This window comes from Streptomyces sp. NPDC056480 (genome assembly GCF_042795405.1).
Classification (GTDB): domain Bacteria; phylum Actinomycetota; class Actinomycetes; order Streptomycetales; family Streptomycetaceae; genus Streptomyces.
This window is the reverse complement of the sequence record NZ_JBHTSA010000088.1, coordinates 1-17,491: the sequence shown is the minus strand read 5'-3', so window position 1 is coordinate 17,491 and position 17,491 is coordinate 1. Positions and strand designations below refer to the sequence as shown.

Sequence of the window (17,491 nt, the reverse complement as noted above, 5' to 3'; positions counted from 1 at the left end):
GACCGCTCCTCGTCCGCCTGTTCGCCGATTACGCAGGTCTAAGACTGCCATGCCCACGGCCGTCGGTTCGCATCGGCATGGAAGTGCCGTGGCTCCGCAGCGCCCGGAGGGTCTCAGGACCGAGCAGCGGCGCCCAGTCGGCGGGGGCGCCGACCGCCCAGCGGGCGAGCAGCGTGGCGAACGCGGGCCGCGCGCCGAGGTGTCCCGCGAGGGCCGCGTCGAGCAGTCCCGCGCCTTCCGGAGTACGGGCCCACAGCGAGCCGACCCGGTGGGTGAGCGCCCTGGTGCGCGGCTCGCTGCGCCGCTCGGCGTCCTCGGCCGCGGCCTCCAGGAGGGAGGCCAGGACGGTGAACTCCCCCGTCTCGGCCTCGTACCGCTCGTGCTCCAGGAGCACGTCGAGGAGTTCGGCCCGCAGATGCCGGGAGGCGCCGGTTCCGGGCGCGGCGAGGACGGGGGCGAGGGCGCTGCGGACCCGCGCGGGACGGCCCCGGATCAGGCCGGAGACCAGCGGGTGGAGGACGGCTCGGGCGGCCGGGCCGTACTCGAGGCGCCGGTCGACGAAGTCGGCCACGTGCCCGGCGCCCTCGGGGTGGCGGGCGACGTATCCGCGGACGAGGGAGGCCACCCGGCGGGCGAGGGCGGGCGTGTCGACGTCGGCGAGCGCCCGCAGGGCTGCGGCGGGGGCCTCGCCGGTGCCGTCCAGGCGGGCCCCGAACGCGGCGAGGACCGGTCCGGGGTCGGCCGCGAGGGCCTCGACGAGGGCGCCGGCGGGCACCCGGGGCTCGGCGAGCGCGCGGGGCAGGTGGCGGTCCCGGGTGTGCGGGTCGCGGATCAGCAGGCCGAGGGCGGCGCCGTGGAGGCCCTGGTCGCCGGGGCGGGCGAGCAGGGCCAGGGCGGCGAAGCGGAGGAGTTCCCGGTCGGCGGGGCGGGTGGCGCGGCCGGCGACGAGATGCCCGTACGTGGCGGCCGCGACGCGTCGCTCCGGACGGCCGTCGTCGTGGGCCCAGCGGTCGACGGCCCGGCAGACGGCGGCGGGCTCGTCCTCGGCGAGGGCGGCGAGGAGGCCGTCGGCGAGCGGGTGCGCGGTGGCGACGAGCGCCTCGCACAGATCGTCGACGGCGAGCCGCCGATGGGTGTGCAGCAGGGCCTGGGCGGCGGTGGCGACGGTCGCGCCCGGGGCGGCGGGGAGGGCGCGGTCGTCGCCGAACCAGCGGCAGAGCAGTGGCTGTACTCCCCGGGGGTCGGCGGCGAGCATCCCCTCGACGACGGCGAGGGCCCGCGCACCGCAGGGGCCCTCGCCCGGGCCCTCTTCTCGGCTCTCGTCTCGGCTCTCGACTCGGCTCTCGTCTCGGCTCTTGTCTCTGTTCTCGTCTCGGCCCTCGTCGCGGCCCTCGTCGCGGCCCTCGCTGCGGCTCCCGTCGCGGTTCTCGCCGGGCGGTGGGTCGGCGGGCGGTGGGTCGGCGGGGACGAGCCGCCGCAGCAGATCGATCCGCTCGTCCTCCCCGAGCGGAAGCCCCAGCCAGAAGGCGGGCCCGAACGCGGCGAACACCGCGTGCCGCCCGCCGCGGGCGTCGGTCCGGCCGACGGCTGCCCCATTCGGCCCGGTGCCCGCCCCGACCCGGTCGGCGAGCAGCCGCAGGACGGGGAGGTACGGCCGGGGGTCCGGAAGCCGCCGCACACTCTCGCCGAACAGCCGGGCGGCCCACCAGGGCCCGTCGCCGGAGGCTCCGCCCTCCTCCTCGGCGTACCGCCCGAGGGCCTCGGCGAGCACGGCGAGCCGGGGGGCGAGGGCGGCCGGACCGCGCTCCCGGTGGAGCAGCAGGAGCGCCTGGAGGACGGGGCCGATGCGGTGGCGCGGGACCGGCGGGGGCGCTTCGTCGGGGGTCCGCTGCCGGGGGACGGCGGGCGGCGCGAGGGGTCCGGCGAGCTCGGCGGGACCGGCCGCCGCCCCGGGGCCGGCGGGAGAACCCGGCCCCGGCGAGAGCAGTGCCCCCAGGGCGCCGTCCAGATCGAGGTGGGCGGCCTGCACCCAGTCCGCCAGCTCCTCGTGGGCGAAGCGGTAGCCGGAACCGGCCGGGACGAGCAGGCCTTCGGTGAGGACCGCCGAGGCCCAGCCCTCCCGCCAGGGGAAGAGCTCCTCGAAGGAGGCCCGGTCGAGGACGCCGTGTCCGGGGCCGAGGCAGCGGCGGGCCGCCTCGTGGACCTGGCCGGTGACACGGGCGGCCAGGCGGCGTACGGCGGTCCCCGGGGGCAGGGGCCGGGAGCCCGCGGCGATCCGGACGGCGACCCGCAGGCACATCAGGTCGAGGTACGCGGTGAAGATCTCCTCGCGGCCCGGCCGTCCGGGGACGTCCGCCGGCAGTGCGGCCCGCACCTCGGCGAGCAGCCGCAGGGCCAGCGGGTGGCGGGCGTCGGCCTCGGCCAGGTGCGTCTCGCCGAGCCCGTACCCCTCGCGTACGGCCTGCGCCTCGGCCGCGGAGTACGGCCCGAGGACGAGGGCGGCCGGCAGCCCGTCGGGAGCGCCGTCCTCGGGGCCCGTCGCCGGTCGGTGCAGTGCGCCCGGCCCGTAGAGGGCGCCCGCGCGTTCCCAGTGCTCGGGACGGCAGGCGGTGACGAGGTGGACGTGGTGGGCACGGAGCCAGTCCTCGGTGGCGGTCGTCCAGTCGGCGAGCCGGTGGGCGAGGTGCGGCGGCATCTCCTCGGGGCCGTCGAGGACGACGAGGAGCGGGCGGCCCGCCTCGTGGGCGAGGGCGGCGGCCCGTTCGGGGGTGGCGGTGCTGGTGTCGCCGAGCGCCCCGGAGGCGGCGACGATCCGGCCGGCCTGCCGGAGTGCCCTGCCCACGGCCTCGGCGAGCGAGCGGTCCTCGGCGCGCAGGTCGGCCCCGCGCAGCCGGACGGTGGGGGCGGGCGCGACGCCCCGGGCGCGGCGGGCGCAGAGCGCGGCGAGGGCGGTGGTGCGGCCGGTGCCGGGGGCGCCGACGAGGGCGAGGACCGGCGCCTCGCCCGCGGTGAAGCGGGTGAACTCGCGGACGCACTCCGGGCGTTCGACCGGTTCGGGCCACGGGTCGGGATCCCGGACGGGGCCGGTGGAGGTGGCGGTGAGTTCCAGGATTCCGGCGAGGTTGAGGTCGGGTCCGTAGGCGGGGACGGTGGTCGCGTTGCGCCGGAGGAGGGCGGTGAGGGGGCCTTCGGGGCGCAGTCGCACCGCGTATCCGGCGGCCGGGCGGTCGCCGTGCAGGGCGGTGCCGAGGACGGCGAGGACGGTGCCGGTGGTGGCGTCGAGGACGGGGCCTCCGGCTGCCTGTCCGCCGAGCCGGAGGGCCTCGGCGCCCTCGGTGCCGATGGCGAGTTCGAGGGCGTCGGCGAGCGCGTGGAAGCGATCGGTGGCGGTGTACGTGACGGCGGTGGGGCCGAGCACGCGCGCCTCGCGCCAGCCGTGGGCGGCGATCCGTACGTAGGTGCCGGGTTCGATCTCGGGTCGGGTCGCGAGCGGCAGCGGCCGTACGCCGAGGCCCTCGGTCCGTACGAGCGCGAGGCCGCTCTCCGGGAGCGGGGTGACGGCCTCGGTCTCGGCGAGCCAGGTCCGGTCGCCGGGTGCGTGCAGGACGACACGGCTGAGCCCGTCGACGGCTTCGTGACTGGTGACGACCGTTCCGTGGTGGTCGGCGAGGAATCCGGTGCCGCGAGGCCGGCCCGCCAGATCGCAGATCCGCACCAGCGTCGCCAGGTCCCCGCGTCCCATGGGGTCGACGGTAGGTCGCCGGTGATCACACGGAGGACCACGAGGGGGGAACGCGCCCCCTGACGCTCCCCCCTTCACCCCGAGCGCCTCCCTGATCGGGTGATTCTTCGGCGTTCCGCAGGACAGGCTCTCGCAGGGGAGACACAAGGGGGAGACGAGTGAGGGCGGGCACGCACGCGTGCCCGCCCTCACCGTGAGCCGACGATGAGCTCCGAACCGCTCGGATCAGCCGAAGACGGCGAGGCTCTTGGCCTTGCCCCGCTGGGCCTCCACGAGCGCGAGCAGCGTCCCGCCGGGCCCGAAGACCGCGACGGGACCCGCCGGGTACTCCGGCATCTCCAGGCGGACGCCGTTGAGCAGCAGCTTGGCCCGCTTCTCGTCGACGTCCCACCGGGGGAACGCCGCCACGGCCGCGTCGGCGACCGGCATGACGGTGAGCTCCTCCTGGAGCTGGTCGAGCGTCTTCGCCGAGTCCAGCTTGTACGGGCCCACCCGGGTGCGGCGCAGCGCGGTCAGGTGCCCGCCCACGCCGAGGCCGGCGCCGAGGTCCCGGGCGAGCGCCCGGATGTACGTACCGGAGGAGCAGACGACCGAGACGACCAGGTCGACGACGGGGGTGCCGTCCTCGGCGGTCGCCTCACGCACGTCGTACACCTGGAAGGAGGAGACGGTGACCGGGCGGGCCGGGATCTCGAACTCCTCGCCGCCGCGCACGCGCGCGTACGACCGCTTGCCGTCGATCTTGATCGCCGAGACCTTCGACGGCACCTGCATGATGGCGCCGGTCAGCTCGGCGACACCCGCGTCGATGCCCTCGCGGGTCACCTTGGAGGCGTCGACGGAGGCCGTGATCTCGCCCTCGGCGTCGTCGGTGATCGTCGTCTGGCCCAGGCGGATGGTGCCCAGGTACTCCTTCTCGGTCAGCGCGAGGTGACCGAGGAGCTTGGTCGCCCGCTCCACGCCGAGGACGAGGACGCCGGTGGCCATGGGGTCGAGCGTGCCGGCGTGGCCGACCCGACGGGTCTTCGCGATCCCGCGCATCTTGGCCACGACGTCGTGCGAGGTGAATCCCGACGGCTTGTCGACGATGACAAGGCCGTCGGGAGTGCGTGCTGCGTTGCTCATTCGGCGGCTTCGTCCTCGCCCGGCTTCTTGTAGGGGTCGGCGTCGCCCGCGAAGTGGGCGCCCGAGGACGCCTCCCGCACCTGGGCGTCCGAGGCCCGCGCCTTGTCGAGGAGGTCCTCGATCGTCTTGGCGTTCTCCGGGAGGGCGTCGGCCACGAAGGCCAGGGTGGGGGTGAACTTGGTCCCCGCCGCGCGGCCCACGGCCGAACGGAGGATGCCCTTGGCGCTCTCCAGTCCGGCTGCGGCGCTCGCCCGCTCCTCGTCGTCGCCGTAGACCGTGTAGAAGACCGTGGCCTCCCGCAGGTCGCCGGTGACGCGGGTGTCCGTGATGGTCACGTGCGTGCCCAGGCGGGGGTCCTTGATGCCGCGCTGCAGCTTCTCGGCGACCACCTCCCGGATGAGGTCTGCCAGCTTCTTCGCCCGCGCGTTGTCGGCCACTGGTCCTTCTCCTTCTTTGCCTTGCTCAACATCAGTCTTCATCAGTGTGGAGCCTGCGGCGCACCGACAGCAGCTCCACCTCGGGACGCGCGGCGACGAGCCGCTCGCACCGGTCCAGTACGTCGCTGAGGTGTCCCGGATCCCCCGACACCATCGCGACGCCGATCTCGGCCCGTCGATGGAGGTTCTGGCCGCCGACCTCCGCCACGCTCACCGCGAACTTCCGCTGGAGCTCGGCGACGATCGGCTTGACGACGGAGCGTTTCTCCTTCAACGAACGAACGTCGCCGAGGAGCAGATCGAAGGACAGTGTCCCCACATACATGTATGTCCGGATGTCCCGCCGGTTCGGGTTCGGTGTGCCCGCCGACCACTCGGCGGGGACATCCGAAACCGTACACGCAACGGCCGGGGCCGATCGACGGAATAGTTTCCGCCGACCGGCCCCGGCTCACTGCTGCGATCGGACGCGATCAGGCGCGCGGCTTCTCGCGCATCTCGTACGTCGCGATGACATCGTCGATCTTGATGTCGTTGAAGTTTCCGAGGTTGATACCGCCCTCGAAGCCTTCGCGGATCTCGGTGACGTCGTCCTTGAAGCGGCGCAGACCGTGGATCGTGAGGTCCTCGGCGATGACCTTGCCGTCGCGGACGAGGCGCGCCTTGGTGTTGCGCTTGACCTCGCCGGAGCGGATGAGGACACCGGCGATGTTGCCCAGCTTGGACGAGCGGAAGACCTCGCGGATCTCCGCCGTACCGAGCTCGACCTCTTCGTACTCCGGCTTGAGGAGGCCCTTGAGCGCCGCCTCGATCTCCTCGATCGCCTGGTAGATGACCGAGTAGTACCGGACGTCGACGCCCTCGCGCTCCGCCATCTGCGCGGCACGGCCGGCCGCACGGACGTTGTAGCCGATGACGATGGCGTCGGAGCCCATGGCCAGGTCGATGTCCGACTCGGTGACCGCACCCACACCGCGGTGCAGGACACGGATGTCGACCTCTTCGCCGACGTCGAGCTGGAGCAGCGAGGCCTCGAGGGCCTCGACCGCACCGGACGCGTCGCCCTTGATGATGAGGTTGAGTTCCTGGACGAGACCGGCCTTGAGCACCTTGTCGAGGTCCTCGAGGGACACCCGGCGGACGCGCTTGGCGAAGGCGGCGTTGCGCTCACGCGCAGCGCGCTTCTCGGCGATCTGACGGGCCGTACGGTCCTCGTCGACAACCAGGAGGTTGTCGCCGGCACCCGGGACGTTGGTGAGACCCAGGACCAGGACGGGAGTCGACGGGGTCGCCTCCTCGACGTTGTTGCCCTTGTCGTCGAGCATCGCCCGGACACGGCCGTACGCGTCGCCGACCACCACGGTGTCGCCGATGCGCAGCGTTCCGCGCTGGACCAGGACGGTCGAGACGGCACCACGACCACGGTCGAGGTGGGACTCGATCGCAATGCCCTGCGCGTCCTGGTTCGGGTTGGCCCGCAGGTCGAGCGAGGCGTCGGCGGTGAGGACGACGGCCTCGAGCAGGGAGTCGATGTGCAGACCCTGCTTGGCGGAGATGTCGACGAACATCGTGTCGCCGCCGTACTCCTCGGCCACCAGACCGAACTCGGTCAGCTGACCGCGGACCTTGGTCGGGTCCGCACCCTCGACGTCGATCTTGTTGACCGCGACGACGATCGGGACGCCGGCGGCCTTGGCGTGGTTGAGCGCCTCGATCGTCTGCGGCATGACGCCGTCGTTGGCCGCGACCACGAGGATCGCGATGTCGGTCGACTTCGCACCACGGGCACGCATGGCGGTGAACGCCTCGTGACCCGGGGTGTCGATGAAGGTGATGCGACGCTCTTCGCCGTTGACCTCGGTACCCACCTGGTAGGCACCGATGTGCTGGGTGATGCCACCGGCCTCGCCCGCGACGACGTTCGTCTTGCGGATCGCGTCGAGAAGTCGGGTCTTACCGTGGTCGACGTGACCCATGACGGTGACGACCGGCGGACGGGAGACCAGAGCCTCTTCGCCGCCCTCGTCCTCGCCGAACTCGATGTCGAAGGACTCGAGGAGCTCGCGGTCCTCTTCCTCCGGCGAGACGATCTGAACCTGGTAGTTCATCTCCTCGCCGAGCATCGTCAGCGTGTCGTCGGAGACGGACTGCGTGGCCGTGACCATCTCACCGAGGTTCATCATCACCGCGACGAGCGACGCCGGGTTGGCGCCGATCTTCTCGGCGAAGTCGGTGAGGGAGGCACCGCGCGACAGACGAATGACCTCGCCGCCACCGCGGGGAAGCATCACGCCGCCCACGGACGGGGCCTGCATGGCCTCGTACTCCTGGCGCCTCTGACGCTTCGACTTGCGACCACGACGCGCGGGACCGCCGGGACGACCGAAGGCGCCCTGCGTGCCACCACGGCCACCGGGACCGCCGGGACGGCCACCGAAGCCACCGGGACGACCGCCGAAGCCGCCGCCACCGCCGCCGGGACCACCCGGACGACCGCCGCCGCCACCAGGACCACCGGGACGACCGGCGAAGCCGCCGCCGCCACCGCCGGGACCGGCCGGACGACCGGCGAAGCCGGGACGACCGCCGCCGCCACCGCCGGGACCACCCGGACGGCCGCCGGGGCCGCCGGGACCACGGCCACCGCCGCCGGGACCGGGACGCGGGCCGGCAGCGGGACGCTGCGGCATCATGCCCGGGTTGGGACGGTTACCGCCGGGCGCGCCGCCCGGACGGGGAGCCTGCGGACGAGGCATGCCACCGGGGGTGGGACGAGCGCCGCCCTGACCCTGCGGACGCGGAGCGCCGCCGGGGCCACCCTGCGGACGCGGGGCGCCCGGAGCGGCACCGGGGCCGCCGGGACGGGGAGCGCCGCCACCGGGACGGGGCGTCTGCGGACGCGCCATGCCGGTGGAGCCACCCGAGGTGAAGGGGTTGTTGCCCGGACGCGGGCCGGCCGGACGGGCACCGCCCGGACGGGGAGCGCCCTGGCCCTGCGGACGCGGGGCACCCTGGCCCTGCGGACGCGGTGCGCCCTGACCCGGACGGGCCGGACGCTCGGGGCGGTCGCCGGTGGGACGGGGTCCCTGGGCGGCGCCACCCGGGCGCTGACCGGCGGCGGGAGCCGACGGGGGCGCGGTGAACTCGGGGGCGGCCGGAGCCGGGGTGACCGGCTTGGGCGCGGGCTTCGGGCCCGGGCGGGGGCCCGAGGCGGCCGGAGCCGGAGAGGGGGTGCTGCTCGCGGGCGCGGCCGGAGTGACCGGAGCCGGCGCCGCAGGCGCGGCGGGGGCCGGCTTGGGGGCCGGAGCGCCGGGCTTGGGGGCAGCGGGACGTGCCGCGGCGGCCGGAGAAGGCGCCGCGGGCTTGGAGGGGGCGGCCTTACGAGGCGCGCCGGGCTTGGCAGCGGTCTTGCCGGCGTTGCCGCCGGGACCCTGCAAAGCGTCAGTCAACTTGCGCACGACCGGCGCCTCGATCGTCGAGGACGCCGAACGGACGAATTCACCGAGTTCTTGGAGCTTGGCCATGACGACCTTGCTCTCCACGCCGAACTCCTTGGCGAGTTCGTATACCCGGACCTTAGCCACTTCGCTCCTTTGAGGTCCGGGTTACCGCCGGACCGTCGCTACTTCATGGGCGTACTCATCGCGTACTCATCGAGTGCTCATCGCAATCTCGACCTACTTCCAACTCGCGAGGTACCTGACCGCACGGTGTTCCGTGCCGTACTTCTTCACTGCTGTGCCGGCCGTTCGACGTGGTGACGTAGTTCCGCCGTGTCGAGCGGGCCCTGGGCCCTGAAGGCCCTCGGCAACGCTCGGCGGCGGACCGCCAGGTCGAGACAAGCCACGGCGGGGTGCAGGTACGCACCCCGGCCGGGCAGCGTACCGCGATGATCAGGAACGCACTCGTCCTTGTTCACCACGATCCGCAGCAGATCGCTCTTGGCCGCTCGCACCCGGCATCCCACACAGGTTCGCTCAGGGCACGCGCGGGCATGCGTCCGGCCAGACACGATTAAGTCTACCTCCCCGTACCGACCTCACCTGTTTGGGGCAAGAATCGAACAGTTGTTGGCCAAAAACGGTCTCAGTCCTCGGGACCGCTCGGCTCGGTGTCGGGACGGATGTCGATCCGCCAGCCGGTGAGGCGCGCGGCGAGGCGGGCGTTCTGGCCCTCCTTGCCGATCGCCAGCGACAGCTGGTAGTCCGGCACCGTCACCCGGGCGGAACGGGCCGCCATGTCGACGACCTCGACCCGGGACACCCGCGCCGGGGAGAGCGCGTTCGCCACCATCTCGGCCGGGTCGTCCGACCAGTCGACGATGTCGATCTTCTCGCCGAGCAGTTCCGCCATCACGTTGCGGACGCGGCTGCCCATCGGGCCGATGCAGGCGCCCTTGGGGTTCAGGCCCGAACGGGTGGAACGGACGGCGATCTTGGTGCGGTGACCGGCCTCACGGGCGATGGCCGCGATCTCGACCGAGCCGTCGGCGATCTCCGGCACCTCGAGGGCGAAGAGCTTCTTCACCAGATTGGGGTGGGTGCGCGAAAGGGTGACGGACGGACCGCGGACGCCCTTCGCCACCCGGACGACGTACGTGCGCAGCCGCAGACCGTGCGTGTAGTCCTCGCCCGGCACCTGCTCCTGGACCGGAAGAATGGCTTCCAGCTTGTCGTCCAGACGGACCAGGACGTTCTTCGGGTCCTTGCCCTGCTGCACGACACCGGCGACGACGTCGCCCTCGCGGCGCGCGTACTCGCCGAACGTCACGTCGTTCTCGGCGTCCCGCAGACGCTGCTGGATCACCTGGCGGGCGGTGCTCGCCGCGATCCGGCCGAAGTCCGACGGGGTGTCGTCGAAGTCCTTGGGCTCCTGGCCCTCCTCCAGATCGGAGGGGTCTTCCTTCGCCCACACCGTCACGTGACCGGTGAGCCGGTCCAGCTCCACACGCGCGTGGCGGCGGGCGTCGGGGGTGCGGTGGTAGGCGATGAGGAGGGCCGACTCGATCGCCTCGACCAGCAGGTCGAAGGAGATCTCCTTCTCATTCGCCAAGCCCTTGAGCAGCTTCACGTCGATGTCCACGGCTACGCCTCCTCTTCCTTCTTGTCCTTGCGGTTGAACTCGATCTCGACACGCGCCTTGGCGATGTCGGCGAACGCGACCCGGCGGGCGGTGGGCTTGCGCCCCTTCACGCCCGGCACTTCGAGGTCGAGGCCGTCCTCGTCCACGGCCAGGATCCGCGCGACCAGTTCCTCGGCGGCGCCGTCGGTGGTCAGCTGGAGCTTGGCGAGGCGGCCGATGGCCCGCACGTAGTGGCGGTGCTCGGTCAGCGGGCGGTCGGCGCCGGGGGAGCTGACTTCGAGGACGTACTCGCCCTCGCCCATCGCGTCGGTCTCGTCGAGCTTCTCGGAGATCGCGCGGCTCAGCTCGGCACAGGCGTCCAGTTCCACGCCCTCGTCCGAATCGACGACGATCCTCAGCAGTCCGCGGCGGCCTGCCCGGGACACCTCGATCTCCTCGAGGTCCAGGTCCCTCGCGTGGACGAGCGGCTCCACGAGTCCGCGCAGCCTGTCGCTCTGGGTGGTGCTCATCCGGGTGACTCCTCGGCCGCGTGTGCTGTTGTGGGTTCGTCGCGTCTTCCTCGCGTGTCAGACCAAAGGGTATCCGGTCCGGGAGGGTGTTGCCGTCCACCGCCCCGGGGCCCGCGGGTACGCTCGCCTGCGGTGATCCCGACGATCTTCGACGACGTACCACGGCTGAGGGAGAGAGCGTGACGACGACGGGCAGGCGCGCACTCCTGACGGCGGGCATCGCGGCCGCCGCCGCGACGGCGCTCCCGGGCTGCACCGCCGCCGGGGACCCGGGTCCCCGGAAGCCCGGCGCGGCCGAGGTCGAGGCCGAACGGGTGGCCCGCGCCGAGGCCGCGCTGCGACTGCGCTCCGTGACCGCCTCCAGGACCCTGCTGGAACGTTACGACGCGGCGCTCGCCGCCCATCCGGGCCTCGCGCCCCGGCTGACCCCGCTGCGACGCTCCGTGGCGGCGCACGCCAAGGCGCTCGGCGAGGGCGGTACGACGGTGCGCCCGGCGACGGCCGCGCCGTCGCCGTCCGCCACCGCCGGCGCCTCCGCCTCCGCGCGGCCCACTCCGCCCCCCGTGCCCGTCGCGGCCGACCCCGAGGCAGCCCTGAAGGAGCTCGCGGCGGCCGAACGCGCGGCCTCCGACGCCCACACCGCCGCCCTGGTCACCGCCCCGCCCGAGTACGCCCGGCTGCTGGCCTCCGTGGCCGCCGCCGGCGCCGCCCACGCCTATCTGCTGACCGAAGGAGCCCGGGCATGAGCGCCCTCGACGCGACCCAGGCCGCGCTGGCCGCCGAACACGCGGCGGTGTACGGGTACGGGGTCGTCGGCGGCCGGATCGGTACGGAACGGCGGGCCGAGGCCACCGCCGCGTACGAGGCGCACCGGGCGCGCCGGGACACGCTGCGCCGGAGCGTGCGCGACCTCGGCGGCACGCCGGTGGTGGCGGCGGCCGCGTACGAGCTGCCCTTCCGGGTCGCGGACCCGGCAGGCGCCGTACGGCTCGCGGCCGTCCTGGAGGACCGGGTGGCCGGGGTCTACTCCGATCTCGTCCGGGCCACCGAGGGCGCTCGGCGCCGCGAGGCGGCCGCCGCGCTGCGGGAGGCGGCGGTACGCGCGGTCCGCTGGCGCGGCAGCGACGTAACCTTTCCTGGGCTCGCCGAGCGGGTCTGAGCCCCGCCCCGACCGAAGGAACAACGTACGCATGGGTTTCGAACCGCCGCAGCGACTGATCAGGACGCTCGGTGAGACGTACGGGGACGCCGCGGCGGCCGAGTGGCTCGGGAGACTGCCCGAGCTCGCCGGTCAGGTGCTCGACCGCGCCTCCCTGGACAGCGAACGGGTGATGGCACCCGGCGGACGCAGCAGCCTGGTCGTGCTCGTCCGGCGGTCCGACGGCTCCCCCGCCGCGCTCAAGATCGCGCCCGCGTTCGCCCGGCCGGACCTGGAGCGGGACGCGCTCGCGCACTGGAACGGCTGGGGCGCGGTCCAGCTCCTCGACGAGGCCGCGGAGGGCGCGCTCGTCCTCGAACGGCTGCACCCGGAGGTCTCGCTGCGTTCGCTCCCGGAGGCGAAGGCGCTCCTGGAGGCGGCCGGGACCGTACGCAAGCTGTGGGTCGAGCCGGCGGCGGAGCACGGCTTCGAGACGGTGGCCGAGCGGACCGCCCGGCAGGCGGAGGCGATGGTCCCCCACCTGACCGGGTCGGCGACCGCCGAGCTGACGACGGCGGCGCTCGCGGCACGCGAGGAGCTGGTGTCCGGCGCCTCGGAGACGGTGCTGCTGCACGGGAACTTCCGGCAGGGCAAGGTGCTCGGCGGTGACCGGACGCCCTGGCTGGCCGTGGGCCCCGAGCCGCTGGTCGGCGAGCGGGCGTACGACCTCGCCCGGCTCGTCCGGGACCGGGTGGAGGATCTGGTGGCCGCGTCCTCGGGGGCCTCGGCGGCCCGGCGGCGGGTCAACAAGCTGGCGGACTCCCTGGACCTCGACCGGGAGCGGCTGCGCGGCTGGACGCTGTTCCGCGCGGTCGAGTCGGGCACGCGGGCGCTGACGGCGGGGCGCCGGCAGGATGCCGAGCTGCTCCTGGAGTTCGCGAGCTGGCTGTAGGGGAATACCCTTTCTGTACCGTTCGGCTCAATCCAGGGGGCCGTGATGATCGAAGAGCTGCTGGTGGCGGCGGCCGGTGCGGCCGCGGCGATCGCCGTGTACGCGGGCGTGGCCGCGCGGGTCGTGAAGCAGTACGAGCGAGGTGTCGTCTTCCGTTTCGGGCGGCTGCGCGAGGACGTGCGCGCGCCCGGCTTCACGATGATCGTTCCGGGTGTGGACCGCCTGCACAAGGTGAACATGCAGATCGTCACGATGCCCGTGCCCGCGCAGGAGGGCATCACGCGGGACAACGTGACGGTGCGGGTCGACGCGGTCGTCTACTTCAAGGTCGTCGACGCTGCGGAGGCGCTGATCCGGGTCGAGGACTACAAGTTCGCGGTCTCGCAGATGGCGCAGACGTCCCTGCGGTCGATCATCGGCAAGAGCGATCTCGACGACCTGCTGTCGAACCGGGAGAAGCTCAACCAGGGCCTCGAGCTGATGCTGGACTCCCCCGCGATCGGCTGGGGCGTGCAGATCGACCGGGTCGAGATCAAGGACGTCTCCCTGCCGGAGACGATGAAGCGCTCGATGGCCCGGCAGGCGGAGGCGGACCGGGAACGCCGGGCACGGGTGATCAACGCGGACGCGGAGCTCCAGGCATCGAAGAAGCTGGCGGAGGCCGCCGCGGTGATGTCCGACCAGCCGGCGGCGCTGCAGCTGCGGCTGCTGCAGACGGTGGTGGCCGTCGCGGCGGAGAAGAACTCGACGCTGGTCCTGCCCTTCCCGGTGGAGCTGCTGCGCTTCCTGGAACGGTCGACGGTGGGGCCCGCGGCCGTGAGCGAGGCGCCTGCGGCGGCGCCCGCCGCCGCCGTGAACGAGGCGCCCGCCGCGCCGCCGGGCACGTCGAAGCCGGTGAGTGACGCGTATCTGAAGGGCGCGGCGCACGCGGCGGAGGGTGTGGAGCCGGTGGGCGACCTGACGGGGGCGTCGGTCGACCCGGCATCGCCGGAGGACGGCGCCTGAGCGTCCCCACGACAGCACGACAGGAGGGGCGGGGGCCCCGGGCCCCCGCCCCTCCCTCATGTCTCCCGCGGTCAGGCGGTCAGGCGGGCCAGCGCCTCGTCGACGGTCAGTTCCTCGCGGTCGCCCGTCCGGCGGTCCTTCAGCTCCACGACGCCCTCGGCCGAGCGGCGGCCGGCGACCAGGATCTTCGGGACGCCCATGAGCTCCGCGTCGGTGAACTTGACGCCGGGCGAGACGCCCGCGCGGTCGTCGACCAGCACACGGAGACCCGCGGCGGACAGCTTGTCGGAGACCTCGAGGGCCAGCTCCGTCTGGAGGGCCTTGCCCGCCGCGACGACGTGGACGTCGGCCGGGGCGACCTCGGCCGGCCAGCACAGGCCCTTCTCGTCGGCCGTCTGCTCCGCCAGGGCGGCGACGGCGCGCGAGACGCCGATGCCGTACGAGCCCATGGTCACGCGGACCGGCTTGCCGTTCTGGCCGAGGACGTCGAGCTTGAGGGCGTCGGCGTACTTGCGGCCCAGCTGGAAGATGTGGCCGATCTCGATGGCGCGGTCCAGCTTGAGGCCGGTGCCGCACGTGGGGCACGGGTCGCCCTCCTGCACGACGACGACGTCGACGTACTCCTCGACCTCGAAGTCACGGCCGGCGACGACGTTCTTCGCGTGCGTGCCGTCCTTGTTGGCACCCGTGATCCACGCGGTGCCCGGCGCCACGCGCGGGTCGGCGATGTACGTGACCTTCTCCAGGCCCTGCGGGCCGACGTAGCCCCGTACGAGGTCGGCGCGCTCGGCGAAGTCGGTCTCGGTGACCATCTCGACGGTCGCCGGGGCGAAGTGCTCCTCGACCTTGCCCAGGTCGACCTCGCGGTCGCCGGGGACGCCCACGGCGACGATCTCGCCGTCGACCTTCACGAGGAGGTTCTTCAGCGTGGCGGAGGCCGGGACGCCGAGGGAGGCGGCCAGGGTCTCGATGGTCGGGGTGTCCGGGGTGGGGATCTCCTCGGCGGCCGCGACGGCCGAGCCGTCGACCGGCTTGAGCTCGTACGAGATCGCCTCGGTGTTCGCCGCGAAGTCGCAGTTGGGGCAGTCGGCGAAGGTGTCCTCGCCGGCCTCGGCCGGGGCCAGGAACTCCTCGGACTTCGAGCCGCCCATGGCGCCGGCGGTGGCCGCGACGATGCGGTAGTCGAGGCCGAGGCGCTCGAAGACCCGCTGGTAGGCCTGGCGGTGCAGCGCGTAGGACCGGGCGAGGCCCTCGTCCTCCGTGTCGAAGGAGTACGAGTCCTTCATGAGGAACTCGCGGCCGCGCAGGATGCCGGCGCGGGGGCGGGCCTCGTCGCGGAACTTGTTCTGGATCTGGTACAGGATGACCGGCAGGTCCTTGTACGAGGAGCACTGGTCCTTGACCAGGAGCGTGAAGATCTCCTCGTGCGTCGGGCCGAGGAGGTAGTCGCCGCCCTTGCGGTCCTGGAGGCGGAAGAGCTCGGCGCCGTACTCGTCCCAGCGGCCCGTCGCCTCGTACGGCTCACGCGGCAGCAGCGCGGGGAGGGTGACCTCCTGGGCGCCGATCGCGTCCATCTCCTCGCGCACGATGCGCTCGATGTTGGAGAGGACCTTCTTGCCGAGGGGCAGCCAGCTCCAGATGCCGGCGGCGGTGCGGCGCACGTAGCCGGCGCGGACGAGGAGCTTGTGGCTGAGGACCTCGGCGTCGGCCGGGTCGTCGCGCAGCGTCTTCGCCATCAACTGGGACATGCGCTGGACCGGTGCGTTGGCCATGGTTCTCGTACTCCTGCCGGGTAAGGATGATGGCCCCGAGATTAGCCGGGCCTCCCCGGGTCGGAGAAATCAGTTCCGGCGCTTGAGCGGCAGGGACGCGCCCATGACGGCGTACGGGCGGACCGCGCTCGGGAAGTGCACCTGGCGGGCGAGGTCCTCGTAGCCGAGGGAGCGGTAGAGGCCGCGGGCCGGGCTGTCGGTGTCGATCGCGGAGAGGATCGAGCGCGGCTGGGCGGACTCGTCGGTGATGGTGGTGATCAGCTCGCGGCCCACACCGCGCCCCTGGTGGGCCGGGTGGACGTGGAGTTCGGTGATCACGAAGGAGTCGTCGAGCCAGTCGACGGTGCCGGTGGCGCGCAGATAGGACTCGACGACGGTGGACCACCAGTGGCCTCGGTCGTTGGGCATCCCGTAGACGAATCCGACGAGCTTCCCCTCGGCGGTGGTGGCCCCGTAGGCGCGGGCGCCGGGGTTCAGCAGGTGGCGCAGCACGATGTGGCGGCGTACGGCGACCTCGTCCGCGTCCAGGCCGAAGGCGACCGCCTGCACGGCGAGGGCCTCGTCCACCCGGGCGGCGAGATTGACCGGTCCGATCATGACCTCTGCGTCATCCATGCGGCGCACCCTACAAGCGGCCGGGGCCTCAGAACAGCACGCTCATGAAGGCACCGGTCTCCTGGAAGCCGACACGGCGGTACGAGGCCCTCGCCGGGGTGTTGTAGTCGTTCACGTACAGGCTGACGACGGGCGCGATGTCCGCAAGGGCGTACTGGAGGACGGCGGCCATGCCCGTCTCGGAGAGGCCCTTGCCGCGGTGCTCGGGGGCGACCCAGACGCCCTGGATCTGGCAGGCCTGGCGGGTGGCGGCGCCGATCTCCGCCTTGAAGACCACCTTGCCGTCCTCGATGCGGGCGAAGGAGCGGCCGGAGCCGACGAGCTCGGCGACCCGGGCCTGGTAGAGCAGTCCGCCGTCGTTGGCGAGCGGGGAGATGCCCACCTCCTCGGTGAACATGGCCACGCACGCGGGCATGATCACCTCCATCTCGTCCTTGCGGACGCGGCGCACGAGCGGGTCGGGCGCGACGGTCGCGGAGGGCTCCTCCGCGACCATCAGCGGCTGCCGGGCCCGGACGTCGCGCGCGGGGCCCCAGCTGGGCTCCAGGAGCCGCCACAGCTCGGTGGTGGGCTCGGCGGGCCCGACGATCGAGGAGCAGCGGCGGCCGGTCCTGCGGGCCCGGTCGGCGAAGGCGCGCACGGCCTCGGGCGTCGCGCAGAGCGGCACGAGGTTGGCACCGGAGTAGCAGAGCGACCGCAGCCGCCCCTCGCTGTACCAGCCCCACATCTCGCCGCCGAGCCGCCAGGGATCGAGCCCGGCGACCTGGACGCGGGCGGTCACGAAGGCGTTCTCGACGGGGGCGCTCTCCAGAACGGCGAGTGCGGCGCCGAGGTCGGCGGGTTCGAGGACCCGGGTGGCGGGTTGTGTCAGCACGTGGGGGCCTCACCGTACGGTTCTACGTGGTCTCCGCACTTTACCCCTCTCGCCTGTGGCGGGGTCCTCCCCGCACGACGAAGCCCCCTCCTCCCCGGAGGGAGGAGGGGGCTTCGGGGGATGTTCAGCCCGCGACGGCGACGGACGGTTCGCCGCTGGCGACGCCGTCCTTCTCCATCTGCTCGGCGATCTTGAGGGCCTCTTCGATGAGGGTCTCGACGATCTTCGACTCGGGGACGG

Annotated in this window: 15 protein-coding genes and 1 pseudogene; 4 read left to right on the top strand and 12 right to left on the bottom strand. The window is 73.3% G+C overall.

What is annotated here, in order from left to right; all coding sequences use genetic code 11:
- Positions 1-28: 28 nt before the first annotated feature.
- The 8 genes from ACFQ79_RS29690 to rimP all read right to left on the bottom strand — a co-directional run bounded on the left by ACFQ79_RS29690 (position 29) and on the right by rimP (position 10,895).
- Positions 29-3,742 (bottom strand): trypsin-like peptidase domain-containing protein, encoded by a 3,714-nt coding sequence (locus tag ACFQ79_RS29690; RefSeq protein WP_383589223.1) that lies wholly within the window; start codon positions 3,740-3,742, stop codon positions 29-31.
- A gap of 225 nt (positions 3,743-3,967) precedes the next feature.
- On the bottom strand, positions 3,968-4,867 hold the full coding sequence (gene truB / locus ACFQ79_RS29685; protein WP_383589221.1) for a tRNA pseudouridine(55) synthase TruB: 900 nt from the start codon (positions 4,865-4,867) through the stop codon (positions 3,968-3,970).
- Complete coding sequence (rbfA, locus tag ACFQ79_RS29680) at positions 4,864-5,304, bottom strand: 30S ribosome-binding factor RbfA (protein WP_030322427.1); 441 nt, start codon at positions 5,302-5,304, stop codon at positions 4,864-4,866. Before rbfA ends, truB begins: the two co-directional genes overlap by 4 nt.
- A gap of 31 nt (positions 5,305-5,335) precedes the next feature.
- Positions 5,336-5,629 carry a DUF503 domain-containing protein gene (locus ACFQ79_RS29675; RefSeq protein WP_189830993.1) on the bottom strand — a complete coding sequence of 98 codons (294 nt, stop codon included), beginning with the start codon at positions 5,627-5,629 and terminating at the stop codon, positions 5,336-5,338.
- A gap of 148 nt (positions 5,630-5,777) precedes the next feature.
- On the bottom strand, positions 5,778-8,888 hold the full coding sequence (infB, locus tag ACFQ79_RS29670; protein WP_383589218.1) for a translation initiation factor IF-2: 3,111 nt from the start codon (positions 8,886-8,888) through the stop codon (positions 5,778-5,780).
- A gap of 146 nt (positions 8,889-9,034) precedes the next feature.
- Positions 9,035-9,316, bottom strand: a complete 282-nt coding sequence (locus tag ACFQ79_RS29665) for a YlxR family protein (protein WP_383589216.1) — start codon at positions 9,314-9,316, stop codon at positions 9,035-9,037.
- A gap of 74 nt (positions 9,317-9,390) precedes the next feature.
- A complete protein-coding gene (gene nusA, locus ACFQ79_RS29660) occupies positions 9,391-10,386 on the bottom strand; it encodes a transcription termination factor NusA (protein ID WP_266969787.1) in 996 nt (331 codons plus the stop codon).
- Positions 10,387-10,388: 2 nt separating this feature from the next.
- Positions 10,389-10,895, bottom strand: a complete 507-nt coding sequence (gene rimP / locus ACFQ79_RS29655) for a ribosome maturation factor RimP (RefSeq protein WP_187622977.1) — start codon at positions 10,893-10,895, stop codon at positions 10,389-10,391.
- 179 nt (positions 10,896-11,074) lie between these two features.
- Here rimP and ACFQ79_RS29650 point away from each other — a divergent pair, with 179 nt between their 5' ends.
- The 4 genes from ACFQ79_RS29650 to ACFQ79_RS29635 are packed head-to-tail and all read left to right on the top strand — an operon-like array spanning position 11,075 to position 13,990.
- Positions 11,075-11,641, top strand: a complete 567-nt coding sequence (locus tag ACFQ79_RS29650; RefSeq protein ID WP_383589215.1) for a hypothetical protein — start codon at positions 11,075-11,077, stop codon at positions 11,639-11,641.
- Positions 11,638-12,054 carry a ferritin-like domain-containing protein gene (locus tag ACFQ79_RS29645; protein WP_383589213.1) on the top strand — a complete coding sequence of 139 codons (417 nt, stop codon included), beginning with the start codon at positions 11,638-11,640 and terminating at the stop codon, positions 12,052-12,054. The genes ACFQ79_RS29650 and ACFQ79_RS29645 overlap by 4 nt, the downstream gene beginning before the upstream one ends.
- Positions 12,055-12,085: 31 nt before the next feature.
- Positions 12,086-12,985, top strand: a complete 900-nt coding sequence (locus ACFQ79_RS29640; protein WP_383589211.1) for an aminoglycoside phosphotransferase family protein — start codon at positions 12,086-12,088, stop codon at positions 12,983-12,985.
- A gap of 45 nt (positions 12,986-13,030) precedes the next feature.
- Positions 13,031-13,990, top strand: coding sequence for a slipin family protein (locus tag ACFQ79_RS29635; protein ID WP_383589208.1), 960 nt, complete (start codon positions 13,031-13,033; stop codon positions 13,988-13,990).
- 71 nt (positions 13,991-14,061) lie between these two features.
- Here the strand turns inward: ACFQ79_RS29635 and ACFQ79_RS29630 are convergent, their stop codons facing one another.
- From ACFQ79_RS29630 to ACFQ79_RS29615, 4 genes and pseudogenes are all read right to left on the bottom strand, one after another.
- Entirely contained in the window at positions 14,062-15,762 is a 1,701-nt protein-coding gene (locus ACFQ79_RS29630) for a proline--tRNA ligase (RefSeq protein WP_383589206.1), read from the bottom strand.
- Between the two features lie 69 nt (positions 15,763-15,831).
- Positions 15,832-16,377 (bottom strand): GNAT family N-acetyltransferase, encoded by a 546-nt coding sequence (locus ACFQ79_RS29625; protein ID WP_383589204.1) that lies wholly within the window; start codon positions 16,375-16,377, stop codon positions 15,832-15,834.
- A gap of 28 nt (positions 16,378-16,405) precedes the next feature.
- On the bottom strand, positions 16,406-17,251 hold the full coding sequence (locus tag ACFQ79_RS29620) for a GNAT family N-acetyltransferase (protein WP_383589202.1): 846 nt from the start codon (positions 17,249-17,251) through the stop codon (positions 16,406-16,408).
- A 124-nt stretch (positions 17,252-17,375) separates the two neighbouring features.
- Positions 17,376-17,491: pseudogene (locus ACFQ79_RS29615) on the bottom strand (4-hydroxy-3-methylbut-2-en-1-yl diphosphate synthase); the annotation flags it as partial.

What these genes read in the sequence shown, in the direction of transcription:
- ACFQ79_RS29690 (WP_383589223.1), bottom strand. Translation starts at nt 3,742, where the DNA reads ATGGGACGCGGGGACCTGGCGACGCTGGTGCGGATCTGCGATCTGGCG.
- truB (WP_383589221.1), bottom strand. Translation starts at nt 4,867, where the DNA reads ATGAGCAACGCAGCACGCACTCCCGACGGCCTTGTCATCGTCGACAAG.
- ACFQ79_RS29675 (WP_189830993.1), bottom strand. Translation starts at nt 5,629, where the DNA reads ATGTATGTGGGGACACTGTCCTTCGATCTGCTCCTCGGCGACGTTCGT.
- rimP (WP_187622977.1), bottom strand. Translation starts at nt 10,895, where the DNA reads ATGAGCACCACCCAGAGCGACAGGCTGCGCGGACTCGTGGAGCCGCTC.
- ACFQ79_RS29645 (WP_383589213.1), top strand. Translation starts at nt 11,638, where the DNA reads ATGAGCGCCCTCGACGCGACCCAGGCCGCGCTGGCCGCCGAACACGCG.
- ACFQ79_RS29640 (WP_383589211.1), top strand. Translation starts at nt 12,086, where the DNA reads ATGGGTTTCGAACCGCCGCAGCGACTGATCAGGACGCTCGGTGAGACG.
- ACFQ79_RS29635 (WP_383589208.1), top strand. Translation starts at nt 13,031, where the DNA reads ATGATCGAAGAGCTGCTGGTGGCGGCGGCCGGTGCGGCCGCGGCGATC.
- ACFQ79_RS29630 (WP_383589206.1), bottom strand. Translation starts at nt 15,762, where the DNA reads ATGGCCAACGCACCGGTCCAGCGCATGTCCCAGTTGATGGCGAAGACG.
- ACFQ79_RS29625 (WP_383589204.1), bottom strand. Translation starts at nt 16,377, where the DNA reads ATGGATGACGCAGAGGTCATGATCGGACCGGTCAATCTCGCCGCCCGG.